General features: G+C 63.1%; 25 protein-coding genes. 8 read left to right on the top strand and 17 right to left on the bottom strand.

All coding sequences use genetic code 11. The annotated features are described in order from the left end of the window. The first annotated feature begins 11 nt into the window (after positions 1–11). Both rhaT and PQ457_RS12825 read left to right on the top strand, forming a co-directional pair. Positions 12–1,070, top strand: coding sequence for an L-rhamnose/proton symporter RhaT (gene rhaT, locus PQ457_RS12830; RefSeq protein WP_273617207.1), 1,059 nt, complete (start codon positions 12–14; stop codon positions 1,068–1,070). A 105-nt stretch (positions 1,071–1,175) separates the two neighbouring features. Continuing rightward, positions 1,176–1,955 (top strand): DeoR/GlpR family DNA-binding transcription regulator, encoded by a 780-nt coding sequence (locus PQ457_RS12825; protein WP_273617206.1) that lies wholly within the window; start codon positions 1,176–1,178, stop codon positions 1,953–1,955. On the opposite strand, the gene PQ457_RS12820 is transcribed toward PQ457_RS12825, so the two are convergent. From PQ457_RS12820 to PQ457_RS12785, 8 genes are all read right to left on the bottom strand, one after another. Next, complete coding sequence (locus PQ457_RS12820; protein ID WP_273617205.1) at positions 1,952–2,911, bottom strand: fumarylacetoacetate hydrolase family protein; 960 nt, start codon at positions 2,909–2,911, stop codon at positions 1,952–1,954. The genes PQ457_RS12825 and PQ457_RS12820 overlap by 4 nt on opposite strands. 2 nt (positions 2,912–2,913) lie before the next feature. Further along, positions 2,914–3,705: a cyclase family protein gene (locus PQ457_RS12815; RefSeq protein WP_273617204.1), complete on the bottom strand. Its 792-nt coding sequence runs from the start codon at positions 3,703–3,705 to the stop codon at positions 2,914–2,916. Further along, positions 3,702–4,859, bottom strand: a complete 1,158-nt coding sequence (locus PQ457_RS12810) for an alpha/beta hydrolase family protein (RefSeq protein ID WP_273617203.1) — start codon at positions 4,857–4,859, stop codon at positions 3,702–3,704. The genes PQ457_RS12815 and PQ457_RS12810 overlap by 4 nt, the downstream gene beginning before the upstream one ends. 14 nt (positions 4,860–4,873) lie before the next feature. Then, on the bottom strand, positions 4,874–5,353 hold the full coding sequence (locus PQ457_RS12805) for a nuclear transport factor 2 family protein (RefSeq protein ID WP_273617202.1): 480 nt from the start codon (positions 5,351–5,353) through the stop codon (positions 4,874–4,876). Continuing rightward, positions 5,353–6,255 (bottom strand): VOC family protein, encoded by a 903-nt coding sequence (locus PQ457_RS12800; RefSeq protein WP_273617201.1) that lies wholly within the window; start codon positions 6,253–6,255, stop codon positions 5,353–5,355. Before PQ457_RS12800 ends, PQ457_RS12805 begins: the two co-directional genes overlap by 1 nt. A gap of 17 nt (positions 6,256–6,272) precedes the next feature. Further along, the gene (locus PQ457_RS12795; RefSeq protein ID WP_273617200.1) at positions 6,273–7,388 is read right to left on the bottom strand and encodes an FAD-dependent oxidoreductase; all 1,116 of its coding nucleotides are present in this window, start codon (positions 7,386–7,388) and stop codon (positions 6,273–6,275) included. 160 nt (positions 7,389–7,548) lie between these two features. Next, positions 7,549–8,457, bottom strand: coding sequence for a LysR family transcriptional regulator (locus tag PQ457_RS12790; protein WP_273617199.1), 909 nt, complete (start codon positions 8,455–8,457; stop codon positions 7,549–7,551). Positions 8,458–8,565: 108 nt separating this feature from the next. Continuing rightward, positions 8,566–10,776, bottom strand: coding sequence for a TonB-dependent receptor (locus PQ457_RS12785; RefSeq protein ID WP_273617198.1), 2,211 nt, complete (start codon positions 10,774–10,776; stop codon positions 8,566–8,568). A gap of 531 nt (positions 10,777–11,307) precedes the next feature. Here PQ457_RS12785 and PQ457_RS12780 point away from each other — a divergent pair. From PQ457_RS12780 to PQ457_RS12760, 5 genes are read left to right on the top strand one after another with little or no spacing between them, the layout of a single operon-like run. Next, a complete protein-coding gene (locus PQ457_RS12780; protein WP_273617197.1) occupies positions 11,308–12,516 on the top strand; it encodes an MFS transporter in 1,209 nt (402 codons plus the stop codon). Between the two features lie 3 nt (positions 12,517–12,519). Next, entirely contained in the window at positions 12,520–13,521 is a 1,002-nt protein-coding gene (locus PQ457_RS12775; protein WP_273617196.1) for a sugar phosphate isomerase/epimerase family protein, read from the top strand. Then, positions 13,521–14,417 (top strand): alpha/beta hydrolase, encoded by an 897-nt coding sequence (locus tag PQ457_RS12770; RefSeq protein WP_273617195.1) that lies wholly within the window; start codon positions 13,521–13,523, stop codon positions 14,415–14,417. The genes PQ457_RS12775 and PQ457_RS12770 overlap by 1 nt, the downstream gene beginning before the upstream one ends. Before the next feature lie 5 nt (positions 14,418–14,422). Next, positions 14,423–14,809: a C-glycoside deglycosidase beta subunit domain-containing protein gene (locus PQ457_RS12765; RefSeq protein ID WP_273617194.1), complete on the top strand. Its 387-nt coding sequence runs from the start codon at positions 14,423–14,425 to the stop codon at positions 14,807–14,809. Then, on the top strand, positions 14,806–16,140 hold the full coding sequence (locus PQ457_RS12760) for a glycoside hydrolase family 1 protein (protein WP_273617193.1): 1,335 nt from the start codon (positions 14,806–14,808) through the stop codon (positions 16,138–16,140). Before PQ457_RS12765 ends, PQ457_RS12760 begins: the two co-directional genes overlap by 4 nt. A gap of 20 nt (positions 16,141–16,160) precedes the next feature. On the opposite strand, the gene PQ457_RS12755 is transcribed toward PQ457_RS12760, so the two are convergent. The 4 genes from PQ457_RS12755 to PQ457_RS12740 are packed head-to-tail and all read right to left on the bottom strand — an operon-like array spanning position 16,161 to position 18,728. Then, positions 16,161–16,787 (bottom strand): MarC family protein, encoded by a 627-nt coding sequence (locus PQ457_RS12755; protein WP_273617192.1) that lies wholly within the window; start codon positions 16,785–16,787, stop codon positions 16,161–16,163. 41 nt (positions 16,788–16,828) lie between these two features. Further along, positions 16,829–17,482: a Cif family virulence factor gene (locus tag PQ457_RS12750; RefSeq protein ID WP_273617191.1), complete on the bottom strand. Its 654-nt coding sequence runs from the start codon at positions 17,480–17,482 to the stop codon at positions 16,829–16,831. 41 nt (positions 17,483–17,523) lie between these two features. Continuing rightward, positions 17,524–18,438 carry a bifunctional methylenetetrahydrofolate dehydrogenase/methenyltetrahydrofolate cyclohydrolase FolD gene (gene folD, locus PQ457_RS12745; protein WP_168605936.1) on the bottom strand — a complete coding sequence of 305 codons (915 nt, stop codon included), beginning with the start codon at positions 18,436–18,438 and terminating at the stop codon, positions 17,524–17,526. After that, positions 18,435–18,728, bottom strand: coding sequence for a YggT family protein (locus PQ457_RS12740; RefSeq protein WP_273617190.1), 294 nt, complete (start codon positions 18,726–18,728; stop codon positions 18,435–18,437). Before PQ457_RS12740 ends, folD begins: the two co-directional genes overlap by 4 nt. A gap of 200 nt (positions 18,729–18,928) precedes the next feature. Here PQ457_RS12740 and PQ457_RS12735 point away from each other — a divergent pair, with 200 nt between their 5' ends. Next, the gene (locus PQ457_RS12735; RefSeq protein ID WP_273617189.1) at positions 18,929–19,801 is read left to right on the top strand and encodes an energy transducer TonB; all 873 of its coding nucleotides are present in this window, start codon (positions 18,929–18,931) and stop codon (positions 19,799–19,801) included. 3 nt (positions 19,802–19,804) lie between these two features. On the opposite strand, the gene argB is transcribed toward PQ457_RS12735, so the two are convergent. The 5 genes from argB to PQ457_RS12710 all read right to left on the bottom strand — a co-directional run bounded on the left by argB (position 19,805) and on the right by PQ457_RS12710 (position 23,226). Continuing rightward, the gene (gene argB / locus PQ457_RS12730) at positions 19,805–20,716 is read right to left on the bottom strand and encodes an acetylglutamate kinase (protein WP_273617188.1); all 912 of its coding nucleotides are present in this window, start codon (positions 20,714–20,716) and stop codon (positions 19,805–19,807) included. Between the two features lie 42 nt (positions 20,717–20,758). Then, positions 20,759–21,427 carry a queuosine precursor transporter gene (locus PQ457_RS12725; RefSeq protein WP_273617187.1) on the bottom strand — a complete coding sequence of 223 codons (669 nt, stop codon included), beginning with the start codon at positions 21,425–21,427 and terminating at the stop codon, positions 20,759–20,761. Positions 21,428–21,734: 307 nt separating this feature from the next. Then, positions 21,735–22,415, bottom strand: a complete 681-nt coding sequence (gene gmk / locus PQ457_RS12720; RefSeq protein ID WP_273617186.1) for a guanylate kinase — start codon at positions 22,413–22,415, stop codon at positions 21,735–21,737. Positions 22,416–22,458: 43 nt separating this feature from the next. Further along, on the bottom strand, positions 22,459–22,722 hold the full coding sequence (locus PQ457_RS12715) for a hypothetical protein (RefSeq protein WP_273617185.1): 264 nt from the start codon (positions 22,720–22,722) through the stop codon (positions 22,459–22,461). A gap of 6 nt (positions 22,723–22,728) precedes the next feature. Next, positions 22,729–23,226, bottom strand: a complete 498-nt coding sequence (locus tag PQ457_RS12710) for an SspB family protein (RefSeq protein ID WP_273617184.1) — start codon at positions 23,224–23,226, stop codon at positions 22,729–22,731. Between the last annotated feature and the right edge of the window lie 92 nt (positions 23,227–23,318).

The following is a 23,318-nucleotide window of genomic DNA, read 5'->3' as shown; positions in this document are numbered from 1 at the left end:
GGGAGAGGCTCATGGTGCCCAATCCGGCGCTGGGCGTGGTGTTTCACTGGATCGGGGGTTTTTCCTCGGCCAGTTTCTATGTGCCCTATCGGCGCATCCGTTCGTGGAACTGGGAAGTGTTCTGGCTGGCGGGCGGGCTGTTCAGCTGGCTGATTGCGCCATGGCTGTTTGCCTCGCTGCGCACGAATGATCTGATCGGCGTGCTGGCGGCCGCCCCGCGTGCGACGCTGGCCTGGTGCTGGTTCTGGGGCGTGATGTGGGGCTTTGGCGGGCTGACCTTTGGCCTTACCATGCGCTATCTGGGCCTGTCGCTGGGCATGGCGGTGGCGTTGGGGCTGACCACGGTGATCGGCACGCTGGGGCCGCCGATCTTTCATGGCACGATGGGCGAAATCGCGGCCAAGACCAGCGGGCAACTGACCTTGTTGGGCATTGTCATCACGCTGGTGGGCATTGTCGTGGTGGCGCGCGGGGGCGCGGCCAAATCGCGCGAAGTGGCCAGCGGCGAGGCTGTGGCCGAATTTGACCTGAAAAAGGGTCTGGCGATCGCGACCTTCTCGGGCGTGATGTCGGGTTGTTTCGCATGGGGTCTGGATGCGGGGCAGCCAATCCGCGACCTGACGCTGGCGGCCGGCACCGATCCGCTTTCGCAGGGCCTGCCGGTGCTGTGCGTCGTGCTGCTGGGCGGGCTTACCACCAACGCGCTGTGGTGCGCCTGGCTGATCATCCAGAACCGCAGCCTTGGGCAATTCTTCGGCGCGTCCAATGATGTGGTCGGGCCGCGCGCGCCTTTGCTGCGCAACTGGCTGCTGGCCGCGCTGGGCGGCACGCTGTGGTATGGCCAGTTCTTCTTCTACACGATGGGCGAAAGCCAGATGGGCAAATACGGCTTTTCCAGCTGGACGCTGCATATGGCCAGCATCATCCTGTTTTCCACGCTCTGGGGCTTTGCGCTGAAAGAGTGGCTGGGCACATCGACGCGCACGCGCTCGTTGGTGTGGGGCGGCATCGGCCTGCTGATCGGGGCGACCGTGGTGATCGGCGGCGGGAATATGTTGGCCGCCGGATGATAGTATGATGGCTTTTGCGCGAATTTGACGGCATAGACTGTCGGTTCGGGCAAAAGCGACGGGCGCTTGGCGCCAACACGAAACGGGGATGGGGCGACACAATTCATGCATGCAACCGAACGCGAAAGGCTGATCCTCGAAGCGCTGGCCCCATCCGGCTTCGTGTCCTATCGCGATCTGGAAAGCCGCCTCGATGCCTCGCCCGCCACGATCCGGCGTGATCTGACGCGGATGGAGGCCGATGGTCTGCTCTCGCGCGTCCATGGCGGGGCCAAGCTGAACGATGCCGGCGAGGCCGAGCCATCGGGCGCGGCCTTGCTGGGCACGCCGTTTGACCAATCAATCACGATCAACCTTGCCGCCAAACAGGCCATCGGCCGGGCGGCGGCGGCCCTGTGCGAACCGGGCGAGGGCGTCATGATCGACGGGGGCAGCACCACGGTCCAGATGTGCCCGCATCTCGACGGGCTCGACCTTCAGGTGCTGACCAATTCGCTCCATATCGTCAACGGCCTGCTGCCGCAAAAGGGCACGCGCATCCTTGTCCCCTCGGGCAGCGTGTTTCGCGAACAGAACATCATCCTGGCCCCTGCGGGTGAGGATTCGATGCCGCGTTTCCACGCGCCCAAATTGTTCATGGGGGCCGCCGCCGTGGGCCAGCAGGGCGTGATGCAGCATGACATCATTCTGGTTGCCGCCGAGCGCCGGTTGGTGGACAGGGCCGAACAGGTGATCCTGCTGGTCGATTCCAGCAAGTTCGCCTCATCCTCGGGCGTGATCGTCTGCGGGCTGGATGAGGTGGATGTGTTGATTACCGATGCCGGCATCACCCCCGCGCAGGCCGATATGGTGCGCGGCGCGGGGGTGCGCCTGATTATCGCTTAGGCCGAAACGACCTTCTGGTCGATGGCGCCAAACGGTTTGCGGCCGTCAGAGGTGATCGCCTCCATACGGACGGTGTTTCCAAATGCCATGAAGGCGGTCGAGGGCTTGCCGTCGGCAATCATCTCGATGGCCCGGCGTTCCGAGATGCAGGCCGAGCCGCGGGTTGCATATTCGGCGTTGGAGACTGTGCCCGAACCGATGATCGTGCCCGCCACAAGGTCGCGGCTGCGCGCGGCATGGGCGATGAGTTCGGGGAAGGAAAAGCCCATCTGATCGCCGCGCACGAGGCCGAAACGCTCTCCATTCCATGTGACCGAGAGATCCGCGCCGATCCGCCCATTGGCCCAATCCGCGCCCAGTTCATCGGGCGTCACGGCAAAGGGGGCCATCGAGCAGGGGGGTTTGGCCTGAATCCAGCCAAAGCCGGTTTTCATTTCCACCGGCGCGATGGCGCGCAGCGACCAGTCGTTGATCTGGACCAGCAGCTTGATGTGGCTGGCGGCCTCTTCGGCTGTCACGCCCATGGGGACGGCATCGACGATCACGCCGAACTCGCCCTCAAAGTCGATCCCGTCGGCCTCGGATGGCAGGGGGATGGCGTCATTCGGGCCATAGAAACGGTCCGACATGCCCTGATACATCAGGGGCCTTTCCCGATCGACCGGGGGCAGGTTGAAGGCGATCTGCATCAGCTCGCCATGGGTGGCAAAGGCCGAACCGTCGAGCCATTGCCACGAACGCGGCATCGGGGCCATGATCCGCGCAGGGTCCAGATGCCCGCCCGCGCCGGTTTCCAGCAAGGCCGAGAGCCGCCCCAGCATGGGCAGCGCGGCGTCCCAATCGGCGATGGCCGAGATCAGATTCAACCCCGGTGCGGAGAGATAGCGCGCGCCATCGGCGGAAACGACGACCAGTTCGCCATCGGGGCGAGCGTTGCGCAAAGTTGCCAGACGCATGATTATTCCTCGATGATGGCCACGGCGCGGGTCCAGCCTGCGGACGCGCCCTTGATCTTGTGGGGGAAGCACGAGACGGTGAAGCCATGCGGGGGCAGGGCCTCAAGGTTATGCAGCTTTTCCAGATGGCAATAGCCGATGTCGCGCCCGGCCTTGTGCCCTTCCCAGATGAGGGACGTGTCGCCGGTTTCCTTCACCTTTTCCGCCGTATGGGCAAAAGGCGCGTCCCAGCTCCACGCATCGGTGCCCGTCACGCGCACGCCGCGCGTGGTCAGGTACATGGTCGCCTCATAGCCCATGCCGCAGCCGATGTTGACATAGTTGGGGTTGCCCACCGCCATGCCCGCCGCGGTATTGACCAGCACGATGTCGAGCGGGGCCAACTCATGCCCGATGCGCTTCAGCTCATCCTCGACATCCTGGGCCGTCACGACATAGCCGTCGGGAAGGTGGCGGAAATCCAGCTTGACCCCGCGCTGGAAACACCATTCCAGCGGGATCTCATCAATGGTCAGCGAGCGCTTGGCCTCGCCGCTGGCCGCGTCCATCGTGGGGTGGAAATGATAGGGCGCGTCCAGATGCGTGCCCGAATGCGTGGTCAGCCGCACCCATTCGGCGGCGGCGAAACCGGCGCCGTCGGGGGTCTGCTCGGCCGTGATGCCGGGAAAGAAATGGCCCAGTTCAGGCAGGGTCTCGCCATGCGTCTGATAGGTGATTTCCGGCTTCAGGAAAGGCGGATCGGTGATCACATCGTTGCACAGCGTGATCGACAGGTCGATGAAACGGCGGCTCATGCGGTAAACCCTCCCAGCGTTTCGGCGAACCAGTCGGCGATATAGTCGCGGCCATAGGCCATGTTGTCGGCGCCGACATGTTCGACCCCGCCTTCGCGGGCGGTGAAGATCTTTAGCTCACGCCGGGGGCTGTTGACCAATTGATCGTAGCAGTCATGCGCATAGGAAACGCTGATCTGTCGGTCCTCTGCGCCATGGGTGACCAGGAAAGGCACGCGGACCCCGCCCATATGGCCGTTGAGGTTCATGGCTTCCGACTTTTGGAGGAATTCCTCCATCGTCTCCGCGCCAAAGGCCCACATCACATGCGCCCAGTAATGGGGCACGGGGTTTTCGCCCTCGCGCTTCATGCGCTTGTCCTGCACCTCGCGCCAGTTATGGTTGGCGCCCCAGCAGGCGCCGCTGGCAAAGCGCGGCTCATAGGCGACCGCGCGCGGCGCGAAATGGCCGCCCAGCGAGATGCCGGTCATGCCGATGCGCTTGGGGTCAACATCGGGCTGGACCTCCAGCCAGTCCACCGCCTTTGATGCCCAATTCTCGCTGTGCGGATCGACAGGCAGGCCCTGCAGGCGCAAAGCCTCGCCGGTGCCGGGCTGGTCGACGCAGAGCGTGGAAATGCCGCGACGGGCCAGCGCCTCGGGCAGGCGGCTCCAATAGAGCATCTCCTTGCAGCTGTCCAAGCCGTTGCAGTAAACCACCACCGGGCGCGGGCCTTCGCCGTTTCCGCGCGTGTAGAGCGCCGACATCGTGCCGGTGCTCAGCGGGATTTCCACGCGCTCGCGGTTGATGCTGCCCAGCCGCGCCGAGCGTTCGAAGGCCTCGAGCGCCTTGGCATAGGTTTCCTTGCGGCCCGGCGCGCCGTGGCCCTGCATGCGTTCGGCCACCAACAGGTAAAGCGAGGCGCGTTCCAGCTTGGCGCTGGCCGAAAAGCCGCGCCCGCGTGCCTCATCCTCGGCGGCCAGTTCCAACAGCTTGTCGCCCATCGCGGCCCATTGCTTCATGAAGGCCGGGGTGCCGGCATCGCCGCCGCCGGCGGCCGCATCGATGATGGGCTGGCACATGTCGACGATCTCGCCGATCTGCCCGCCGCTTTCCAGAGCGATGGCGACCGACAGGTTCCAGATATAGTTGGGAAAGGGGGAGTAAAGCGCCACGATGGGGGTTCCGTTCAGAAATAGGGATGGGGGTTGATCGTCTTGCTTTCGATGGGCTGCAAGACATCCCAATGTTCGACAATCCGGCCGTTCTTGAGCCGATAGAAATCCGCGACCGAGCCGCCATTGCCATCAGGCCCGGTGCGGCCGTGCAGATGGATCACCGCCTGATCCCCGTCGACCAGAATGCGCTTGATGACAAAGCGCGATCCCGGCCGGGAAAACATCGGCTCCAGCGCGGCGATGGCGGCCTCGCGGCCATCGGCGATGCCGGGGTTGTGCTGGATGTAGTCGGGGGCGACATGGGCCATGAAGGCCCCGCGCACATCGCGCAGATCGTAAAACCTGTGCGCGAAATCGGCCATGATGGCGCGGTTGCGCGCGGTTTTGGATTGCGCGGTGGTATGAGGGCGCGCCTGCGCCGCAGGCCCAAAGCCCAACGTGGCGGCTGGCGCCAGCGCAAGGACCGCCGCCAGCAGGACGCGCCCGCGCATTATGCGTCGACCGCCACAAAGAGGCCCGCGTTTTCATGCGGATGCGGCATGGTCTGCGGCCCGCCGACGCCGATGCCCCATTGGTCCATGACCATCGGCGCAGGCGCATAGACAGTCGCCTCGCGGGTTTCGAAGTCCACTTCTTCCAGCTCGGCGGTATATTCGGTGACGAAGCCGCCGGGCGTGACGAAGTAGGAGAAGGTGTTGTCGCCCGCCGTGTGACGGCCCGGACCCCAGCGGATGTCAAAGCCCTTCTGCTTGAGGCGGTGGCCGCCGCGCATCATGCCATCGACGCCTTCCATGTCATAGGCGACATGGTTGAGACAGGCAGGACCGGGCAGGATGGCAAAGCGGTGATGGGCGTTGTTGCAGCGCAGGAAGCACATGAAATCGCCCAGCCAGTCCGAGACCTTGAAGCCCAACACATCGCAGAACCATTCGACCAGTGCCTTGTGGTTGGGCGAATGCAGCACGATATGGCTGATCTTGACCGGAATGCCTTCCCAACGTGCGATTTCGCGCTTTTCGCCGCGCGCCACATCGGCGCTGATTTCCATCTGGAGCCCGTCCGGGCTGAAGAAGCGGAAGCCATAGCCGCCGCCCGGCGTGGTGAGGTCACGCGGGGCATGGATGATCTGGGCGCCCGATGCTTCGACCTTGGCGGCCAGGGCATCGACATCGGCGCGCGTATCGGCGGCCAGCGCGATAACATCGACGCGGTTTTCCTCCGCCGCGCGCAGGCGCACCACGTGATGCTCGTCATGGCCCTGCGCCTTGAACCAGCGCAGGCCATCGTCCGAAGCGACCGGCTCCAGACCCCAGACATCGGTGTAATAGGCGGCTTCGGCGTCCAGATCGGTGACGCCATAGCCCACATAACGGATTTCGGTAACTCGGCTCATAGGGTGTTCCTTGAAAATCAGATGGGCTGCGAGACGACGGCGAACATTTCGGCGGTCGCCTTGGCATTGTCGACGGGCGGGCCCTTGCCGATCTGGCCGTGACAGATCTCGAGGCTCTTCTCGACGATGAAGCGGCAGCGTTCGAAGCGGCGGTTGCGGAAGGCGGTGAAGGCTTCCTGCGGGGTTGCGGCCTTGGCGATCTCGTCGGCCAGCACGATGCTGTCCTCGATCGCCATGCCCGCGCCCTGACCCAGATGGGGCGTGGTGGCATGGACCGCATCGCCGATCAGCACCACCCGGCCCACATGCCAGTCGCCATAGAGCATCATGCCTTCGAGCGGGCGATAGACCACGCCTTCGTCATCGGTGATCTGCTCGGCCAGCGCCTGAATGGCGGGCGCGGTGCCGGCCAGCTTGCCGCGCATGACGGCCGCGATGCCTTCCTTGGGATACCACGGATTGCCCGGCTCGGGCGTGGTCACATACATATACATCAGATCCGCGCTGATCGGCACGAGACCCACGCCGGTCGGGCCGTTATAGACATGCAGCGCATCCAGATCGGCCGGGCGCGGGAAGTTATAGCGCCACACAGCTTGCCCTGTGAACTGCGGACCCTGCGCATCGGGCATGATGGTTTTGCGCGTTTGCGAATAGACGCCATCAGCGCCGATCACGATGGCATAGGTGCCCGTGCTGCCGTCCGAAAAGGTGACGTTGACGCCGTCGCCCGTGTCCTCGATCGCCTGCGCGGTGATGCCGAGGCGGATCTGTGCGCCTGCTTCCTTGGCGGCATCGCCCAGCAGCTTGTGCAGCGCGGGGCGGCCGATGCCCATATTCGCGGGCAGGCCGGGCGCGACCGGGTGGCCGGGAATGCGTGCGATCTTCTGTCCATGGGGCAGATAGATCTCCACCGCGTCAAAGCCCACGCCCGCAGCCAGATAGCCGTCGAGAATGCCCAGTTGCTGCGCTGCGGACAGCACATTGGACTGCTGGATGATGCCGACGCCGTAAACCGACCAGTTTGGGTCGCGCTCAATGACGGTGACGTTGTGCCCAGCCTGGCAAAGCGCAATCGCGCTGGTCAGGCCGCCGATGCCGCCGCCGATGACAAGGATGTCGAGATTGTTCATGGCCGCGCCTCGTGCGCGGCGCCAAAGTGCTGGCGCATATGCTCTCCCCATGCGCCGCGTGGGGCGCGTTGACGGGGATATTTATCCCTGTGCGGGCCAATCTGTAAAAGTCATTATCTGGATCAATGTGCATAAATTTTGCTTATGCCATACATTCCTGTCACGAGGTGGACTGGGCCGCCAATCGCAATTGCTCGCGCAGCCAGACCAACCCCGCATCATCGCGCCGCGCCTCGTGAAACTGCGCCATTTCGCGCAGCCGGGGGAAGGGGAAAGGCATGGGCGCAAAGGCCAGATCGAATTGCGGCATCATCGCGCGCACCAGACGTTTGTGCAAGACCGCAAGCCGCATCGTGTTTTGCAGAAACCACGGCACGCTGGCAAAGGAGGCGACCTCGATGTCGATCCGGCGCTGGCGCCCCATGCGGGCAAGCTGGGTGTCGGCAAAGGTGGCCGCGCGGCGCGTGCCCAGCGCCACCCCGACATGGCCGGCGGCAAAGAATTCATCCGCGCTCAAGCCCGAGGCAAAGATCGGATTGCCCGCCCAGCCGACCACGACCTGTTCCTCTTCATAAAGAAATTCAGAGGGATGCCACGGCGCCAGCAATTGTTCGGGCGCGATCAGCAGGTCGATCTTGCCCCCATCCAGATCATCGGCATTGCGCTCGGTGGGCTGCATCACCTCCAACTGGATCTGCGGCGCGGCGGCGGTCACGCGCTCGGCCAGAGCGACCAGCACCGCGACCATCACATAGTCCGAGGCATTGATGCGAAAGCGGCGCGTCGAGGTGGCCGGATCGAAACCGGCGGGCGTGGCGATCGCTTGTTCGACGCTTTGCAGGCTGCGCTGGATTTGCGGAAACAGCGCTTCGGCAAAGGGGGTGGGATGCATCCGCTTGCCCACCTGCACCAGCAGTTCATCACCGAAATAGGCGCGCAACCGGCGCAGCGAGGCACTGGCGGCCGGTTGCGTCAGGCCGAGGCGTTCGGCGGTGCGGGTGACGCTGCGCGTTTCCATCAGCGCGGAAAAGACCACCAGCAGGTTCAGGTCGAGCTGTTTGAAGCGCATGGTATGCCGTTCCTCTGCTTATGGGAAAGGCGATAGATCAGAATCACAAATAATGAAAGCGGGGCCAGCATCACGCCCGCCCCGCTTTGCATCGGACTTGCCGGGCCGTCAGAACTTCAGGCTGGCGCGCACGCCGAACGTGCGCGGCGGCTGGAACTGATAGGTGTTCTTGCCCGCCACATAATTGCGCGCGGCATTGGCCAGCACCACCTTGTCGGTGAAGTTGCGGATGAAGGCGTCGATCTGCCAGTTGCCCTTGGCGGGCTTGAAGTTGATCGAGGCATTGCCCGTCACATAGGCGCCCGAACGCGTGTCGGCATCGTTGAACACGTCATAATAGAAGGCCGAGGAATATTTGCCGTCAATGCGCGGGGTGAACGTGCCGAAACCGGCCTCGATCGGGCGTTCGACGCCAAAGGTGGCGACGAAATCGGGCGCGTTGGGTAGGCGGTGGCCGCTGATGTCGCGGTTGTTGCCCGCGCCGTCCAGCACGGTGATGCCCTTGCCGAATTCGGTGTGCAGCAGCGCGATGTTGCTGTCGAGGCGGAAGCCCTGAACCAGCGCGATGGTCTGCAATTCGGCGCCCATGATCTTGGCCGAACCCACGTTGAAAATGCCCGAACCGCCCGACAGCGCATCGGTGCTGCGCGAGGCCTGATAGCCGCGATAGTCGAAGTAGAAGGCCGCCGCATTCACCTGCAGCTTGTTGCCGAAGAAGCGGTTCTTCGAGCCGATTTCCCAAGCCGAGAGCTTTTCGGGCGCATAGGCGACCGAGGCGGCCGAACCGTTCGAGTTGAAGCCGCCCGCCTTATAGCCGGTGTCGAACTTGGCATAGAGCAGGTTGGTGGGCGTGACCTGATAGTCGAGGCCGGCGTGATAGGTGGGCTGGCTGGTGCTCATGTTGCCGTTGCCGGGCGTGGTGATGGTCGCGCCCGGCGCAAAGGGGCTGGCCAGCGCGGGCAGGAAAAGCACCGCATTGCCGGTGCGAAACTTGCTGTCCCAGGTGTTGCGCGCGCCCAGCGTGATCTTGATCTGGTCATTCACGCGATAGGCGATCTGGCCGAACACGGCGTTCGACTTGGTGGCGATGTTGTAATCGAACTTGATGCCATAGACGCCCGGCTGACCCATGGCGGCCAGCGGCCCGCCCGGCGCAAACAACCCGGTCATCTGCAGATTATACAGGCCCGAATTGATGACATTGGTTTCCTTGAAGTTGAACCAGCCCAACTGGAAGAACACGCGGCTGTTGGCATTGTTCGACAGCCGCACTTCATGGTTCCAGGTGGTGGGGTCTTCGCCCTGGATGAACTGGCGCACGGCCGGATAGATCGGGCCGGTGGCATCGGTGTGGCGACGATAGCTGCTCTTGTCATAGCCGCCCGAATAGATCAGCGAGAGCCCGGCAGGCAGCGCGTCATAGACCGCTTCCCAGCGCACGCGGTCGCCGGTCAGCCGGGTCGAGGTGGGGGCGGTGTTGGCAAAGCTCCTGGCATTGCCGAAATCGGGGCGCACGCCGATGGTCGAATCCATCGTCACATCGCCCACATTGTCGATCTCGTCATGCTGATACGAGGCCCAGAGTTTGAGCCCGTCGACCGGCTTCCACGCGGCCTGAAAGCGGCCCGAGCCGACCTTCTGATCATCACCGCGCAGCGTCGCGCCATTATACAGGCCGGTCAGGTTGCGATAGCCGTCATGCGAATGATAGGTGCCCGATGCGCGCACCTGAAACCGATCCGAAACCGCAAGGTTCACGCCGGCATCAGCGTCGAACGCATTGTAATTGCCGGTGCCCAGCGTGACATAGCCGCCGGTCTTGGCGTTCGGGCGGTTGGTGATGATCGAGACGAGGCCGCCGGTCGAGTTGCGGCCGTTGAGCGTGCCTTGGGGGCCTTTGAGCACTTCGACGCGGGCCACGTCATACATCGAGGACTGAATGTTGAACGAGCGGTTGGTGTAGAAACCGTCGCGCGCGATGGGCACCGAAGGGTCGCCGGTCTCGGTCACGTCGGTCGAGGCGATGCCGCGCACCGCGACATAGGCCGCGCCCGTGCTGGAGGTGATGTTCAGGCTGGCGTCGATGCTGGACAGGGCCTGCATGTTCACCACGCCCTTGGCCGCCAGATCGGCGCCCGAATAGACGGTCAGCGCGATCGGCGTCTTTTGCGAGGTGGTTTCCACGCGGCTGGCGGTCACAACGATTTCGGAAAGGCCGCCGGTCTTGGGCGACTCGGGCGCTTGCTCGGCGGCAAGGGCGGGCGCTGCGGCAAAAAGGCTGACGGATGCGCAAAGCGCTGCGGCAAGACCGCGGTTCATGACAATTCTCCCGGAAGGCCGAAGCGGGCTTCGGCGCCTTTACAAAATTAAAACTCGTGTTCTAGATAGTGGGCGTTCCAATCTCCTGTCAACACGGTTCGCAGGGCGCGGCGTTGCAGACCGGCAACAGGTGGGCCGCCGCGAGGCCTGACCGGCGGCCCTTTCGAAGCCCGCGCAAAACGATTGTGCCCGGAAAACCAATAGAACGCGGTGATGCAAACCGGGCCCGAACGATTATCGCCGTATCTGCTCTGGAATGGCGAATTTGCGCCAATTTAGGCGGCCTGGATGCTTTTGCGCCACGAATCATCGATGGCATTTTGGGGTTTTCGATAGATGTCGTTGATGCATGGCCCCTATGCCGCTCATGCGGCCCGACATTGCGCGCCCAAGCGCGAAATTTGCGTCCCGCCCGGCGTCGATCAGACGGACGATCTTGACAAGGCGCGCCACCCCGCTCTAACTTTCAGAACAAGAGTTCTAATTAAAATTTGCGGTACGTCCATGTCCGGCCGCCATCGGGAGAGAGTTTTGAGCGTCCAATCCATTGCCCCGCGCAAGGCGGGCCCTGCGCAGGGCATAACGCTGGTCACCGTGGCCTTTTTGCCCATCGTGGCGATTGTTTCGATGTTTCCGGCCGTGCCCGCGATCATCGAACATTTCGCCGCGCGCGATCCGGCCGCTATCGCCAAGGTGCCCGCCATGGTGTCCGCGCCGGGGCTGACGATTGCGCTGCTGGCGCTGGTCGCGGGTCTGCTGGTTGACCGTTTCGGGCGGCGCAGGCTGCTGCTGGTGTCCACCGCGCTTTATGGTTTCGTGGGGGTGGCGCCCTTTTTCCTCGACTCGATCGACCAGATCTATGTCTCGCGCCTTGCCCTTGGCGTGGCCGAGGCCGCGATCCTGACAACGCTCAACACGCTGGTGGGCGATTATTGGGACGAGAAGGACCGCCGCTTCTGGCTGACCATTCAGGGCCTTGCAGGCCCCTTTCTGGGCAGCGCGGTGATCTTCATGTCGGGCTATCTGACGGCGGTGCAATGGAACGGGATCTTCCTCGTCTATGCCGTCGGCTTTCCCGCTTTCCTCGCCAGCGCCCTGTTCCTTTACGAACCGGCCAGCGATGAAACCGCGCGTAAGATGCTGGGCATGGACGAGGGCGGTGAACCTTTCCCATGGCGCAATGTGCTGACCTATGCTGGCGTGACTCTGCTGGGCAGCGCGCTCTATTACGTGTTCATCATCAATGGCGGGCTGGTTTGGCAGGAGATCGGGGTCAAGGATTCCGCCGCCATCGGCCGCATGACCAGCATCCCCAGCCTGTTTGTGATGGTGGGCGCGGGCGTGTTCTGGTTCACCGGCAAGTTTGGCCCGCGCTGGCAATTGTTCTCGCTCTTTGCGCTGCTGGGCGCAGGGCTGGTGACGATGGGGCTGATCCATGACTGGCGCGGCATGGTGGTGGGCATGGCCATCCAGCAGACCGGCGCGGGCATGGCGGTTCCCTGCCTTGTCGCATGGGCGCAAAGCCATCTGCCCTTTGCCCATCGTGGGCGCGGCATGGGCATCTGGACCGCCTGCTTCTTCTTCGGCCAATTTTCCTCGCCGCTGCTGGTCAGCCTGCTGCGCGAACATTTCGGCCATATGCAGGGTGCCTTTCTGGCGGCGGGGGTGTTTGGCCTCGTCTGCGCCATTCTGGTGCTGATCGTTGTTTCGGGGCGCGACAATGCCCCCACCGGAGCTTAATCAATGACATCGAAAATCAAACGGGGCGTCAGCCTCTACAGCTTTCAGGAAGAGATGTTCCTCGGCAAGATGAGCATCGAGGATTGCGTGGCCTTTGCCGCCGGCATCGGCGCGCCGGGCATCGAAATCCTGCCCGAACAGAATATGCCCACCTTTCCCAACATCAGCGACGCTCAGGTGGGCGAATGGCAGGACATGCTGGCGCGCCATGGCGCGCATTTCACCTGCTATGACATGTTCCTCGACACCAAGCGCCGCAAGGATCGCCTGATGAGTGACGAGGAGCAGGTCGAAAGCATCCATCGCGACCTGATCCTGTGCAACCGGCTCGGCATCAAAAACATGCGCATCCTGATCTTCGTGCGCCCCGACATTCTCGAAAAATGCGTGCCGATGGCGGAGAAGCTGGACGTGCATATGGGCGTCGAGGTCCATGCGCCATGGCATCTGGAGCACGCCTGGATCCTGCGCACCATTGAGGTGGCGGATCGCCTCAAGACCAAGCATCTTGGCATCCTGCCCGACATGGGCATTTTCATGAAGCATTACCCGCCCGCCTTCCGCGCCCGCTTTGAACGCCAGGGCGCCCGGCCCGAAGTCTGCGATTTCATCGTCGAGCAGCACGAGCAGAAGGTGATGTGCGAATACACCATCTTTGAAGTGGCCGTGAAGATGCAGGGCAACAAGGCCGAGGTCGCCATGGCCGAAACATTGCGCCACGCTCCCTATGCCAACCCCAAGCGGATCGGCGATTACGCCCCCTATTTCCGCCACATTCAGGCCAAATTCTATGAAATGAACGAGGATTGCACCGATCCCGCGCTGGCCTATGACGAGGTGATCCCCGAACTGGTCAAGGCCGGTTGGGAAGGCACGCTGTCGTCCGAATATGAAGGCAATCGCTGGATTCAGGACGTGCATGAAGTGGACAGCCGCGAACAGGTCCGCCGCCAGCATGTGATGTTCGAACGCCTGATCGCCAAGGCCGAAGCGGAGGTCGCGTAATGCGCGCGCGCGCCTTTGCCCCGTGGGCGTTGGCGTTGGCTCTGGCGCCTGTGGCCCATGCCCAGATGCCGGGGCCCAGCCGCGAGACGATGGCCGCCCCCGCCCAGCCGGGCGCCATCGCGCTGATCCCCGATGCACCGGATCGTGAGGTGTGGCACCGCGACAATGGCCTGATTGCGGTGCGCAATGTCACGCGCCCGACGATCATGCCCTTCCTGCCCAAGGGCAAGGGCACCGGAGCGGCGGTGATCGTCGCGCCGGGCGGCGGCTTTCTTGGTCTGGCCATCGAAAAGGAAGGCTGGCAGATCGCCCGCTATTTCGCCGATCACGGCATAGCCGCCTTCGTGCTGAAATATCGCGTGCTGCCCACGCCCGCCTCGCAGGTTGAATTTGCCGACCAGTTGGCCCGCGTGATCCGCGGCGAAAAAGTCGCCATGGCCAGCCCGCCCGATGATACCCCGCCCGAGGCGCTGGCCGATGGGCTGGCGGCCTTGCGCTATGTGCGCGGCCATGCCGGGCAATGGGGCGTGGACCCGGCGCGCATCGGCTTCATGGGCTTTTCCGCAGGCGGTTTCCTCACCCGCAGCGTGGTGGAAAATGCTGGCGCCGACATGCCCGCCTTTGTCGCCCCCATCTATCCCAATATGGCGCCGATGAAAGTGCCCGACAATGCCCCGCCGATGTTCGTGGCGATTGCGGCGAATGACTTTCTGCTGGCGCGGGCGGGCGGGCCGAAACTGATCGATTCCTATCGCGCGGCGGGCAAATCCGTCGAGTTCCATCTCTTTTCCGCCGGCGACCACGGTTTTGGCCCCGGCGCGCCGGGCACGCCCACCGAAGGCTGGCTGGACGTGATGCGCCGCTGGCTGCGCACGCGCGGCATCATCAAGGAATAAAACCCATGTTTGACAAATATATCATCGATCCCGCCACCGTTGCCAACACCGGCCCGGCGGATGCGCCCACCGGCTTCTCCTTCACGACCAAGCTGGGCTATTATCGCGGCCTCGGCCTCTCGATGATCGAGGATCTCAAAGTCTCCATCGACGGCGAGGCGCTTCCCCGCGAGGCGATCACCTTTGATGAAGGCCAAGGTCCGCTGACGCTGGACGAGATGGAGACGGCCTTTGATCGCCGCTGGCCTTTTGGTGCGCCCGCGACCATTACGGTGGCGCTGCCGGGCGGCTTTCCGGCGGGCGAGCACAAGCTGTCGCTGCAACAGCGTCTGCGCATCTCCTATATGCCTTTCCCGTCCTTTAACAATGACGAGAAGGTGATCAGCCTGTGATCGACCGCAGGGCCATGCTGGGCGCGACGGTTGCCCTTTCCACAGCGCCCATGGCCCTGCACGCCGCAGGCAAGGGCAAGGTGTTCAATCCGGCCTTTCCCAAGGGCTTCCTCTGGGGCGCGGCCACCGCCGCGCATCAGGTCGAGGGCAACAACACCTCCTCGGACGTGTGGTTTCTCGAACATCTTAAAGGCACCATCTACGCCGAACCCTCGGGCGATGCCGCCAACAGCTTTCTGCTGTGGGAGCGCGATCTCGATCTGGTCAAAAGCCTCGGCCTCAACACCTATCGCTTCAGCCTGGAATGGGCGCGGATCGAGCCGGAGCAGGGGATGTTCTCCATCGCCATGCTGGATCATTACAAGGCGATGATTGATGGTTGCCGCGCGCGCGGCATCACGCCGGTTGTCACCTTCAACCATTTCACCACGCCGCGCTGGTTTGCCGCGCTTGGCGGATGGCATGGCGAGGATGCGCCCGTCTTGTTCGCGCGCTTTTGCGATCGGGCCGCGCGCCATCTGGCGGGCGGTATCGCCTATGCCACCACGCTCAACGAACCCAATCTGGCGGGCAAGCTGGGCGAATTGCTGCCCGGCGATCTGCTGGGTGGGGACAAGGCGATGGTCGAGGCCGCCGCCAGAGAACTGGGCGTGGCCGTGTATCAGCCCGGAAACCCGCTCTACACGCGCGATGGTGCGCGTACGCAAAAGCATATGCTCGAAGGCCACCGCTTGGGCCGCGCCGCGATCAAGGCGGTGCGCTCCGATCTGCCCGTGGGTGTCAGTCTGGCCATGCTGGATGAACAGGCGGCCCCCAATTTGCCCAAGGGCGCGGTCAGCCTGCGCGATGCCAAGCGCGAGCATTTCTATGGCGATTGGCTGCGTCTGGCCAAAACGGATTGCGATTTCCTCGGCATCCAGAATTACGAACGCAGCGTGTGGACCGACAAGGGCAAGCTGCCCAATCCGCCCGGCGCCGTCACCAACACGATGGGGGCCGAGGTTTATCCGCCCTCGCTGGCGGGGGTGGCGCGCTATGCCCATGCGGAAACGGGCCTGCCGATCATGGTGACCGAGCATGGCGTAGGCACCGAGCATGACGAAATCCGCGCCAATCTGATCCCCGCCGCGCTGAGGGAGCTGAAAAAGGCGATGGATGATGGCGTGCCGGTGATCGGCTATTGCCACTGGAGCCTGATCGACAATTACGAGTGGGGGTTTGGTTATCGCATCCGCTTTGGCCTGTGCGAACTGGACCGCACGACCTTCAAACGCACGCCCAAGCCCAGCGCCGGTGTGCTGGGCCGGATCGCGCGCGCTAATTCGGTTTGATGGATTGCGGGGTTTTGGGCTTAATGGCCCAGAACCCCGCGCACCCCGTCAATCACATATTGCACCGCCAGCGCGCCCAGCAGCACGCCCAGCACGCGGGTGATCACCGCCTCCACCCGGCTGCCGAGCAGACGCATGATCGGCCCCGCCGCCAACAGCGCCAGCCCCGTCAGCAGCAGCACGCAGATCAGCGCGGCCAGCACAACGGCGGCCCCGGCGCGATCATTGGCATGGCCCATCATCAGCATCACCGTGGCGATCGAGCCCGGCCCCGCGATCATCGGCATGGCCATCGGAAAGACGCTGATGTCCTCATGCGGTTCAGGGGTATGCAGCACTTTTTCCACGCGTTCCTCGCGGCGCTGGGTGCGCTTTTCAAACACCATTTCCAGCGCGATCAGGAACAGCATCACGCCCCCGGCAATGCGGAAAGCATTGAGTTCTATGGCCAGCGCCGCCAGCAAACCTTTGCCGAACAGAGCAAAGATGATCAGGATCGTGCTGGCGATGATGCTGGCGCGGATGGCGGTGCTGCGCGCGGCCTGCGGGGTGTAGCTGGCCGTCAGCCCGCCATAGATCGGCGCACAGCCGACCGGATCGATCACCACGAAAAGCGTGGCGAAGGTGGAGATGAAAAGTTCAAGCATGCCTTTGCCTTACCCCAGCGTGAGGTTCAGCGAAAGGGGGCCTATTTCGAACTGCGGCGCAGCACTTCGGTCATTTTGCCAGCGATTTTCACACTGACAGCATAGTCGCGCGTGCCGTCGGGGCGGACCGCAGTGGACCATTCAAGCGAATGGTCGCTGCTCTGGCCCGAAAGGTGGTCGCCCCCGGCAGGCGGCGCGAATTCCAGCGCCTTTTGTCCACGCGGGCCGCATTCGGCCACCTTGGCCTCGGCCCATTCCGGCTCGGTCAAGGGTTTGTCGGTGGCGCCGCCCTGATCCAGCACAAAGAGATACTGGCCCTTTTTCTGCCGCTGCCATACGGTCGAGAACCAGGCATGGGCAGCGCCCGCCTGCCATCCGCCATAGGAAATGGCCGTGGCCCCGTCACAGCTCATCCAGACATTGTGGACCTGCCATTGCAGCGATTGGGCCGGATTGGCGCGGTGGCGGGCAAAATCCTGAACGCGCACCACCTTGTCGCCGTCGAACATTTGCGCGTCCGGCGCGGCATGGTCGCGGAACGCCTGCCATTGCCCCTTGTCGCGCACGGCGCGGGCAAAGCCGATTTCGCGCGCGATAATATCGCTGGGCAGGGCGAACATCGTGGCCATGCCCTTGGCCGGTCGCTGGGCCACGGCCGGGGCGGACAGGGCCGCGGCGATGACGCATGCGGACAAAGCCCGCCTTCCAAACAACGCAAGAAAGGCGGGCTTTTCCATCAGATCGAATGCTCCGGCAGGTCGGCAGTGGCCAGCGTCAGACCTTCATGCGCATAGGCGGCCACCAGCGCATTGCGCAGCAGCACCGCAATCGTCATGGGGCCAACGCCGCCCGGCACCGGGGTGATGGCGCCCGCCACCTGAACCGCGCCTTGATAATCGACATCGCCCACGATCCGGCCCTTGGTCTTGCCCTCGGCGGGGGGCAGACGATTGATGCCCACGTCGATCACGGTCGCGCCCGGCTTGATCCAGTCGCCCTTGACCATTTCGGGCACGCCCACGGCGGCCACGACAATATCGCTGCGCCGCACGATATCGGCCAGATCCTTGGTGTGGCGATGGGCGATGGTGACGGTGCAATTGGCCGAGAGCAGCAGTTGCGCCATCGGCTTGCCCACGATGTTGCTGCGCCCGATGACGACGGCGTTCAGGCCCTTGAGGTCGCCCAGACGGTCTTCGAGCAGCATCAGGCAACCCAGCGGCGTGCAGGGCACATAGCCAGCCTGACCCACGGCCAGACGACCCGCATTGGTGACGTGGAAACCATCGACATCCTTGTCCGGGTCGATGGTGGCAATCACCTTTTGCTCGTCCATATGGCGGGGCAGGGGAAGCTGAACCAGAATGCCGTCAACCGCAGGATCGGCATTGAGCTTTTCCACCACGGCCAGCAGTTCTTCCTCGCTGGCATCGGCGGGCAGCTTGTGTTCAAAGCTGTTCATGCCCGCCGCCACGGTCTGCTTGCCCTTGGAGGACACATAGACCTGGCTGGCCGGATCCTCGCCCACCAGCACAACGGCCAGACCCGCCTTGCGACCGGCCTTGGCTTCGAATTCACCGGCCAGCACGCCGATACGCGCGCGCAGCCTTTCTGCAAATTCCTTTCCGTCGATAATTTTGTTCTCGCTCATCCGTAATGATTCCCAATGTAAACCAGCAAGATGATGACGATGCGAATCAGCACCAGCAGCGCCATCGGCGAAAGGTCGATAAAGCCGGTGTTCGGCATGAACCGGCGGATCGGCCTCAAAAGCGGCTCCAGAATCGCGTTGAGCGCCTGCCAGATGCCGGAAACCAGCGGATTATGCAGGTTTACGACGTTGAAGCTGATCAGCAGCCCGAGAACAACCTGCACCAACACCGCCGTTGACACGATGTCGGCCAACAGCAGAAGAATGGGGATAATCACTTCGTTAATCACGGGGCGCTTCCTCTCCCAATGGCAGAGCGTGTGGCCTAGCCGAGCCAAGCCACGCGCGCAACCGGAGCGCTGAGCAAGGATTGTAAGTGTTGCTTACAAATTTGGCAAGGGGCCTTATGGATTTGCCTGCCTTGTTTTGCGCGCTTTTGCCCGTTAGCCTGATCCGCGACAAGTGTGATGATGGTCGATGAGGGGTTTTGATGAGGGCGATTGTCCTGATGTGTCTGGCCGGGCTGATTGGCCGCCCGGTCTTGGCAGCGCAAAACGTGCCGACAAAAACCATTGAATTACAGCGCAATGGTCAATGGGTGCTGGATGCGGATAAACAATATTGTGCGATAGGCGCCAGATTTGGTGAAGGCGATCAGGCGATTACGTTGCAGATGTACCGCTATTCGCTCGGCGATGACCTGGAAGTTCGCCTGATCAGCAACCGTTTCCATCTTAATCAGTTGGATAACATAATCTCTATCGGTTTCGGGCAAGGGCCGGATAGAGCGCAAGCTTTGGGAGGCAGCGCGGATGGCGTCCCGATGATGGTTGCGCCAAATCTGCGCCTCGTGCCTGCGGTTGCTGCGCGCGGCAGGGAGTTGCAGGATGTGCCGCCTGTGACGCCGGAGCAGGAAGAGGCCGTTACCTCCATCGTATTTTCCGCGCCCGCCGGTCCATGGTTCCGACTGGCCACCGGGTCTCTCAAATATCCCATGTTGGCCTTGCGCTCATGCACGGTGGGGTTGGTCAACAGCTGGGGCTATGATTCCAAAGAGCAGGCCGCCTTGAAAACCGCGGCTACGCCAAAGGTAAGCCCGGAAAGCTGGATTACCTTCCTTGATACTCCGTTTCGGTTGCTGGCCAAAGATGCGCCGTCAGGGTCGGTTCTGTTCCGTCTGGATGTGACCACGGAAGGCAAGGTGGCGCAATGCACCATTTTGACGGCGATTGCCGACGAACGTTTGCGCAAGGCCACATGCGATGTGCTGAGCCGACGCGCCACGTTTTATCCGGCCCGCAACGCCACGGGCGAGCCGGTTCGCTCGTTTTACGTCAATCGCGTGAATTGGAAAAACGGCTGAGGCTTACGCCTTGCGGATCAGCGTGCCTGCGCCTTTGCTGGTGAAGAATTCCAGCAACATGGCGTGGGGAACGCGGCCGTCGAGAACCACCGCCGCCTCGCATCCGGCCTCGACCGCATGGGTGCAGGTGGCCAGCTTGGGAATCATCCCGCCGCTGATCGTGCCGTCCTGCGCCAGGGCCTCAATATCGGCAGGCGTCAGGTCGGTCAGCAGGTTCTTGTCCTTGTCCAGCACACCCGGCACATCGGTCAGCAGGAACAGGCGCGCAGCACCGATCGCGGCGGCAATCGCGCCCGCCATCGTGTCGGCGTTGATATTATAGGTCTCGCCGTCATGGCCCACCGCGATGGGGGCGATGACCGGGATCAGGCCCGCACTCGACAGGGTTTCCAGAATCGAGGTGTCGATGTGATCGGGCTCGCCAACATAGCCCAGGTCCACCACGATGGCCTCGCCGCTGTCGGGGTCCTCAATCGCCTTGCCCAGCTTTTGCGCCTCGACCTTGCGGGCGGTGACCAGCGCGCCGTCCTTGCCGGAAATGCCGACGGCCTTGCCGCCCGCCTTGCTGATCCAGCTGACCAGTTCCTTGTTGATCGCGCCCGACAGGACCATTTCGGCCACTTCGGCGGTGGCCTTGTCGGTGACGCGCAGGCCGTTGACGAATTGCGATTCGATGCCAAGCGCCTTGAGCATCCGGCCGATCTGCGGACCGCCGCCATGGACGACCACCGGGTTGATGCCCACGGCCTTCAACAGCACGATATCCTCGGCAAAATCCTGCGCCAGCGCGGGATCGCCCATCGCATGGCCGCCATATTTCACAACGAAAGTGCGGCCTTCGTAACGCTTGAGATAGGGCAGGGCCTCAATCAGCGTTTCGGCTTTGGCGAGCAAGGATGTGGTGGAGTCGTTCATGGGGCGCCGTTTACCGCGCTTTTGGCGGAATAGAAGTGTTTTTTATGCCCGGCGCGCGCCATCCAGCCAGCGCCCAAGCGCGACAAACAGATAGATCAGCGGTGGCACCATGATGGTGGAGAGCACCAGCTTGGAAATGATCTGTCCCTTCATCAGCGGGCCAAGGTCGAGCACGCCGTAAAAGCTGATGGTGATGAAGATCAGCGTATCGACCACCTGGCTGAGCAGACTGGCCAGCCAGGCGCGGACCCAGAGCAGGCGCCCCTCGCGCCCGGCGGCAAGCCGGGAAAAGACATAGACGTTGAGCGTCTGCGAGGTGCCATAGGAGCAAAGCCCGGCAAACTGCATCCGCGCGCCCTGACCCAGCAGATGGGCAAAGGCGGGCTGATCAGGCCAGAACGGGGCAGGCGGAACCGCGTGGATGACGATCATCAGCAGCGCCATCGACACGATCAGCGGCACAAAACCAAAGCGGACCAGCCGGTTGGCCGTGGCCGTGCCATGCAGTTCCGCCGTCGCGCTGCCCAGCACGACAAGGATCAGGAAAGCGAAAATTCCGCTCTCCACCGCCAGATTGCCAAGGATCGGCCATGTGCCAAGATCGGCAATCTTGGTCCCCAGCACGCCCGCCAGCACGCACAGGCCGCCGTAAAGCAGCGAGCCGGCAAAGAGGGAAAGCGGGATGTTTGGGGCGGTTTGTGGCTGGTTCATTACAGAGGTTTAGCGAGGCGGTTTTGGAGGCGCAAGGGAGGTTAAGGAGGGTGAAAGTGCCTCCGGCGGGCAAAGGGCGGGGGCCCTTTGCAATCCCATTAATAGGGGAGCGCAAAGGTCGTGACGTAGAAGGAGTGGTTTTCACTGCCTGCGGCGCGGAGAACTTGCGCTGATGGGCGCCGCAGGCTTTAAAATCCCCAGATCAGACAACCATTGACCACCGCCGTGGCGCAACGCCCGGCAGTATCGGGATTGCAAAGGGCCCCCGCCCTTTGCCCGCCGGAGGCAAAATCACCCCCGCACAAATTCACCCTTGCTTCGTGCGCAACAGCCCGCGCACAAACGGGATCAGGCCGGTCTGGCGCTTGCGGCGCAAACGCTCGGCGGCCAGGATCAGCTTCACCTGCTCATAGCACTCGTCCAGATCCTCGTTCACCACGACATAGTCATAGGCGTCCCAGTGGCTGATTTCGGCGCGGGCGCGGTCCATGCGGGCGTTGATGACCTCGGCGCTGTCGGTGCCGCGGCCGGACAGGCGGCGGTGCAGTTCCTCGATGCTGGGGGGCAGGAGGAAGACGCGGACCACGTCCTGCGCGTCCTTTTGATAGAGCTGCTGCGTGCCCTGCCAGTCGATGTCGAAGAGGAAGTCCTTGCCGTGTTTCAGCCCGGCGCGGATATGGGCCTTGGGGGTGCCGTAGCAATTGCCGAAAACCTCGGCCCATTCGTAGAATTCGTCATTTTCGGCCATGCTGTCGAATTCTTGCTGGCTGACGAAGAAATAGTCCACGCCATCGACCTCGCCGGGGCGGGGCGCGCGGGTGGTGGCCGAAACCGAGGGGTGGATCGCGTGATCCTCGGCCAGCAGGCGCCGGGCGATGGTGGTCTTGCCGGTGCCCGACGGGCTGGACAGGATGAACATCAGCCCGCGACGGTGCAGGTCGGGGTGGTGGTGGTCGGTGTGATGCAGATCGTGCGAGTCAGGAGCCATGGCGTCCGATGCCGCAACATGGCCGCGCGATCAAGGGGGCTGTTTATTCGCCCTCTTCGGCCGCATCCTTTTTGCGTTCCTGCTTGCGGTCATGCAGGTGTTTGGCCAGCAGCACCCCGCCCACCAGAATCGCGCCCGGCACCGACCGCGTGGCCAGTTTCGTCAGCGCGAAACCGGCGATCTTGCGGGGCAGCGAGACGCGCTGCTGATTGCCCGCCTTGTCCTGCACGATGATCGTATCAACGGCCTTCCTGACCAGCGACTGGCCGTTCTGGCGGATCAGGCCGGAGATTTTGGGCGCGCTCATGCCGATTTACTTTTTGCGGCCGAAATCCACCGTGACGACATTCGAGCCGTCCTCGCTGGTGGCGATGGGGGCATCGGCGCCGGGCGAATCGTTTTCGGCCTGATCGTGGGTTTCAGGCTCCAGATCCTCGACCGTGGCCTGAAACTGGAGGCCGAAATCGACCGCCGGATCGACAAAGGCGGTGATCGCGCCAAAGGGGATCACCAGAATGGCGGGCACCTGATTGAAGGTCAGCCCGACCGAGAAATGATCCTCGCCCACGTTGAGATCCCAGAACTTGTTCTGGAGCACGATGGTCATTTCATCGGGAAAGCGGGTTTTGAGGTGGGCGGGAATATCGACGCCCGGTGCCTGGGTCTTGAAGGTGATGTAGAAGTGGTGATTGCCCGGCAGCGAGCCGCCCGTGCTGGCCACCTGGCCAAGCACGCGGCCCACCACGGCGCGCAGCGCTTCCTGCACGATTTCATCATAGGGGATCAGGCTGTCGGGCGTATCATCGGTCATGGGTTCCCAAGTGGCGCTTGGGGGCTTGCGGGTCAAGAGGGGATATGCGCAGCGAAACCTATTGATCGCGCCGCCGTCGGGTATATAGGCAC

It is taken from the genome of Novosphingobium humi, from assembly GCF_028607105.1.
Taxonomy (GTDB): domain Bacteria; phylum Pseudomonadota; class Alphaproteobacteria; order Sphingomonadales; family Sphingomonadaceae; genus Novosphingobium; species Novosphingobium humi.
The sequence above is the reverse complement of the archived record's forward strand: the minus strand, read 5'-3'. Positions and strand labels throughout refer to the sequence as shown.

Excerpts from the sequence above, each read along its gene's own strand:
- rhaT (WP_273617207.1), top strand. The coding sequence starts at position 12 with ATGGTGCCCAATCCGGCGCTGGGCGTGGTGTTTCACTGGATCGGGGGT.
- PQ457_RS12825 (WP_273617206.1), top strand. The coding sequence starts at position 1,176 with ATGCATGCAACCGAACGCGAAAGGCTGATCCTCGAAGCGCTGGCCCCA.
- PQ457_RS12820 (WP_273617205.1), bottom strand. The coding sequence starts at position 2,911 with ATGCGTCTGGCAACTTTGCGCAACGCTCGCCCCGATGGCGAACTGGTC.
- PQ457_RS12815 (WP_273617204.1), bottom strand. The coding sequence starts at position 3,705 with ATGAGCCGCCGTTTCATCGACCTGTCGATCACGCTGTGCAACGATGTG.
- PQ457_RS12805 (WP_273617202.1), bottom strand. The coding sequence starts at position 5,353 with ATGCGCGGGCGCGTCCTGCTGGCGGCGGTCCTTGCGCTGGCGCCAGCC.
- PQ457_RS12800 (WP_273617201.1), bottom strand. The coding sequence starts at position 6,255 with ATGAGCCGAGTTACCGAAATCCGTTATGTGGGCTATGGCGTCACCGAT.
- PQ457_RS12795 (WP_273617200.1), bottom strand. The coding sequence starts at position 7,388 with ATGAACAATCTCGACATCCTTGTCATCGGCGGCGGCATCGGCGGCCTG.
- PQ457_RS12790 (WP_273617199.1), bottom strand. The coding sequence starts at position 8,457 with ATGCGCTTCAAACAGCTCGACCTGAACCTGCTGGTGGTCTTTTCCGCG.
- PQ457_RS12785 (WP_273617198.1), bottom strand. The coding sequence starts at position 10,776 with ATGAACCGCGGTCTTGCCGCAGCGCTTTGCGCATCCGTCAGCCTTTTT.
- PQ457_RS12775 (WP_273617196.1), top strand. The coding sequence starts at position 12,520 with ATGACATCGAAAATCAAACGGGGCGTCAGCCTCTACAGCTTTCAGGAA.
- PQ457_RS12770 (WP_273617195.1), top strand. The coding sequence starts at position 13,521 with ATGCGCGCGCGCGCCTTTGCCCCGTGGGCGTTGGCGTTGGCTCTGGCG.
- PQ457_RS12765 (WP_273617194.1), top strand. The coding sequence starts at position 14,423 with ATGTTTGACAAATATATCATCGATCCCGCCACCGTTGCCAACACCGGC.
- PQ457_RS12755 (WP_273617192.1), bottom strand. The coding sequence starts at position 16,787 with ATGCTTGAACTTTTCATCTCCACCTTCGCCACGCTTTTCGTGGTGATC.
- folD (WP_168605936.1), bottom strand. The coding sequence starts at position 18,438 with ATGAGCGAGAACAAAATTATCGACGGAAAGGAATTTGCAGAAAGGCTG.
- PQ457_RS12735 (WP_273617189.1), top strand. The coding sequence starts at position 18,929 with ATGAGGGCGATTGTCCTGATGTGTCTGGCCGGGCTGATTGGCCGCCCG.
- argB (WP_273617188.1), bottom strand. The coding sequence starts at position 20,716 with ATGAACGACTCCACCACATCCTTGCTCGCCAAAGCCGAAACGCTGATT.
- PQ457_RS12725 (WP_273617187.1), bottom strand. The coding sequence starts at position 21,427 with ATGAACCAGCCACAAACCGCCCCAAACATCCCGCTTTCCCTCTTTGCC.
- gmk (WP_273617186.1), bottom strand. The coding sequence starts at position 22,415 with ATGGCTCCTGACTCGCACGATCTGCATCACACCGACCACCACCACCCC.
- PQ457_RS12715 (WP_273617185.1), bottom strand. The coding sequence starts at position 22,722 with ATGAGCGCGCCCAAAATCTCCGGCCTGATCCGCCAGAACGGCCAGTCG.
- PQ457_RS12710 (WP_273617184.1), bottom strand. The coding sequence starts at position 23,226 with ATGACCGATGATACGCCCGACAGCCTGATCCCCTATGATGAAATCGTG.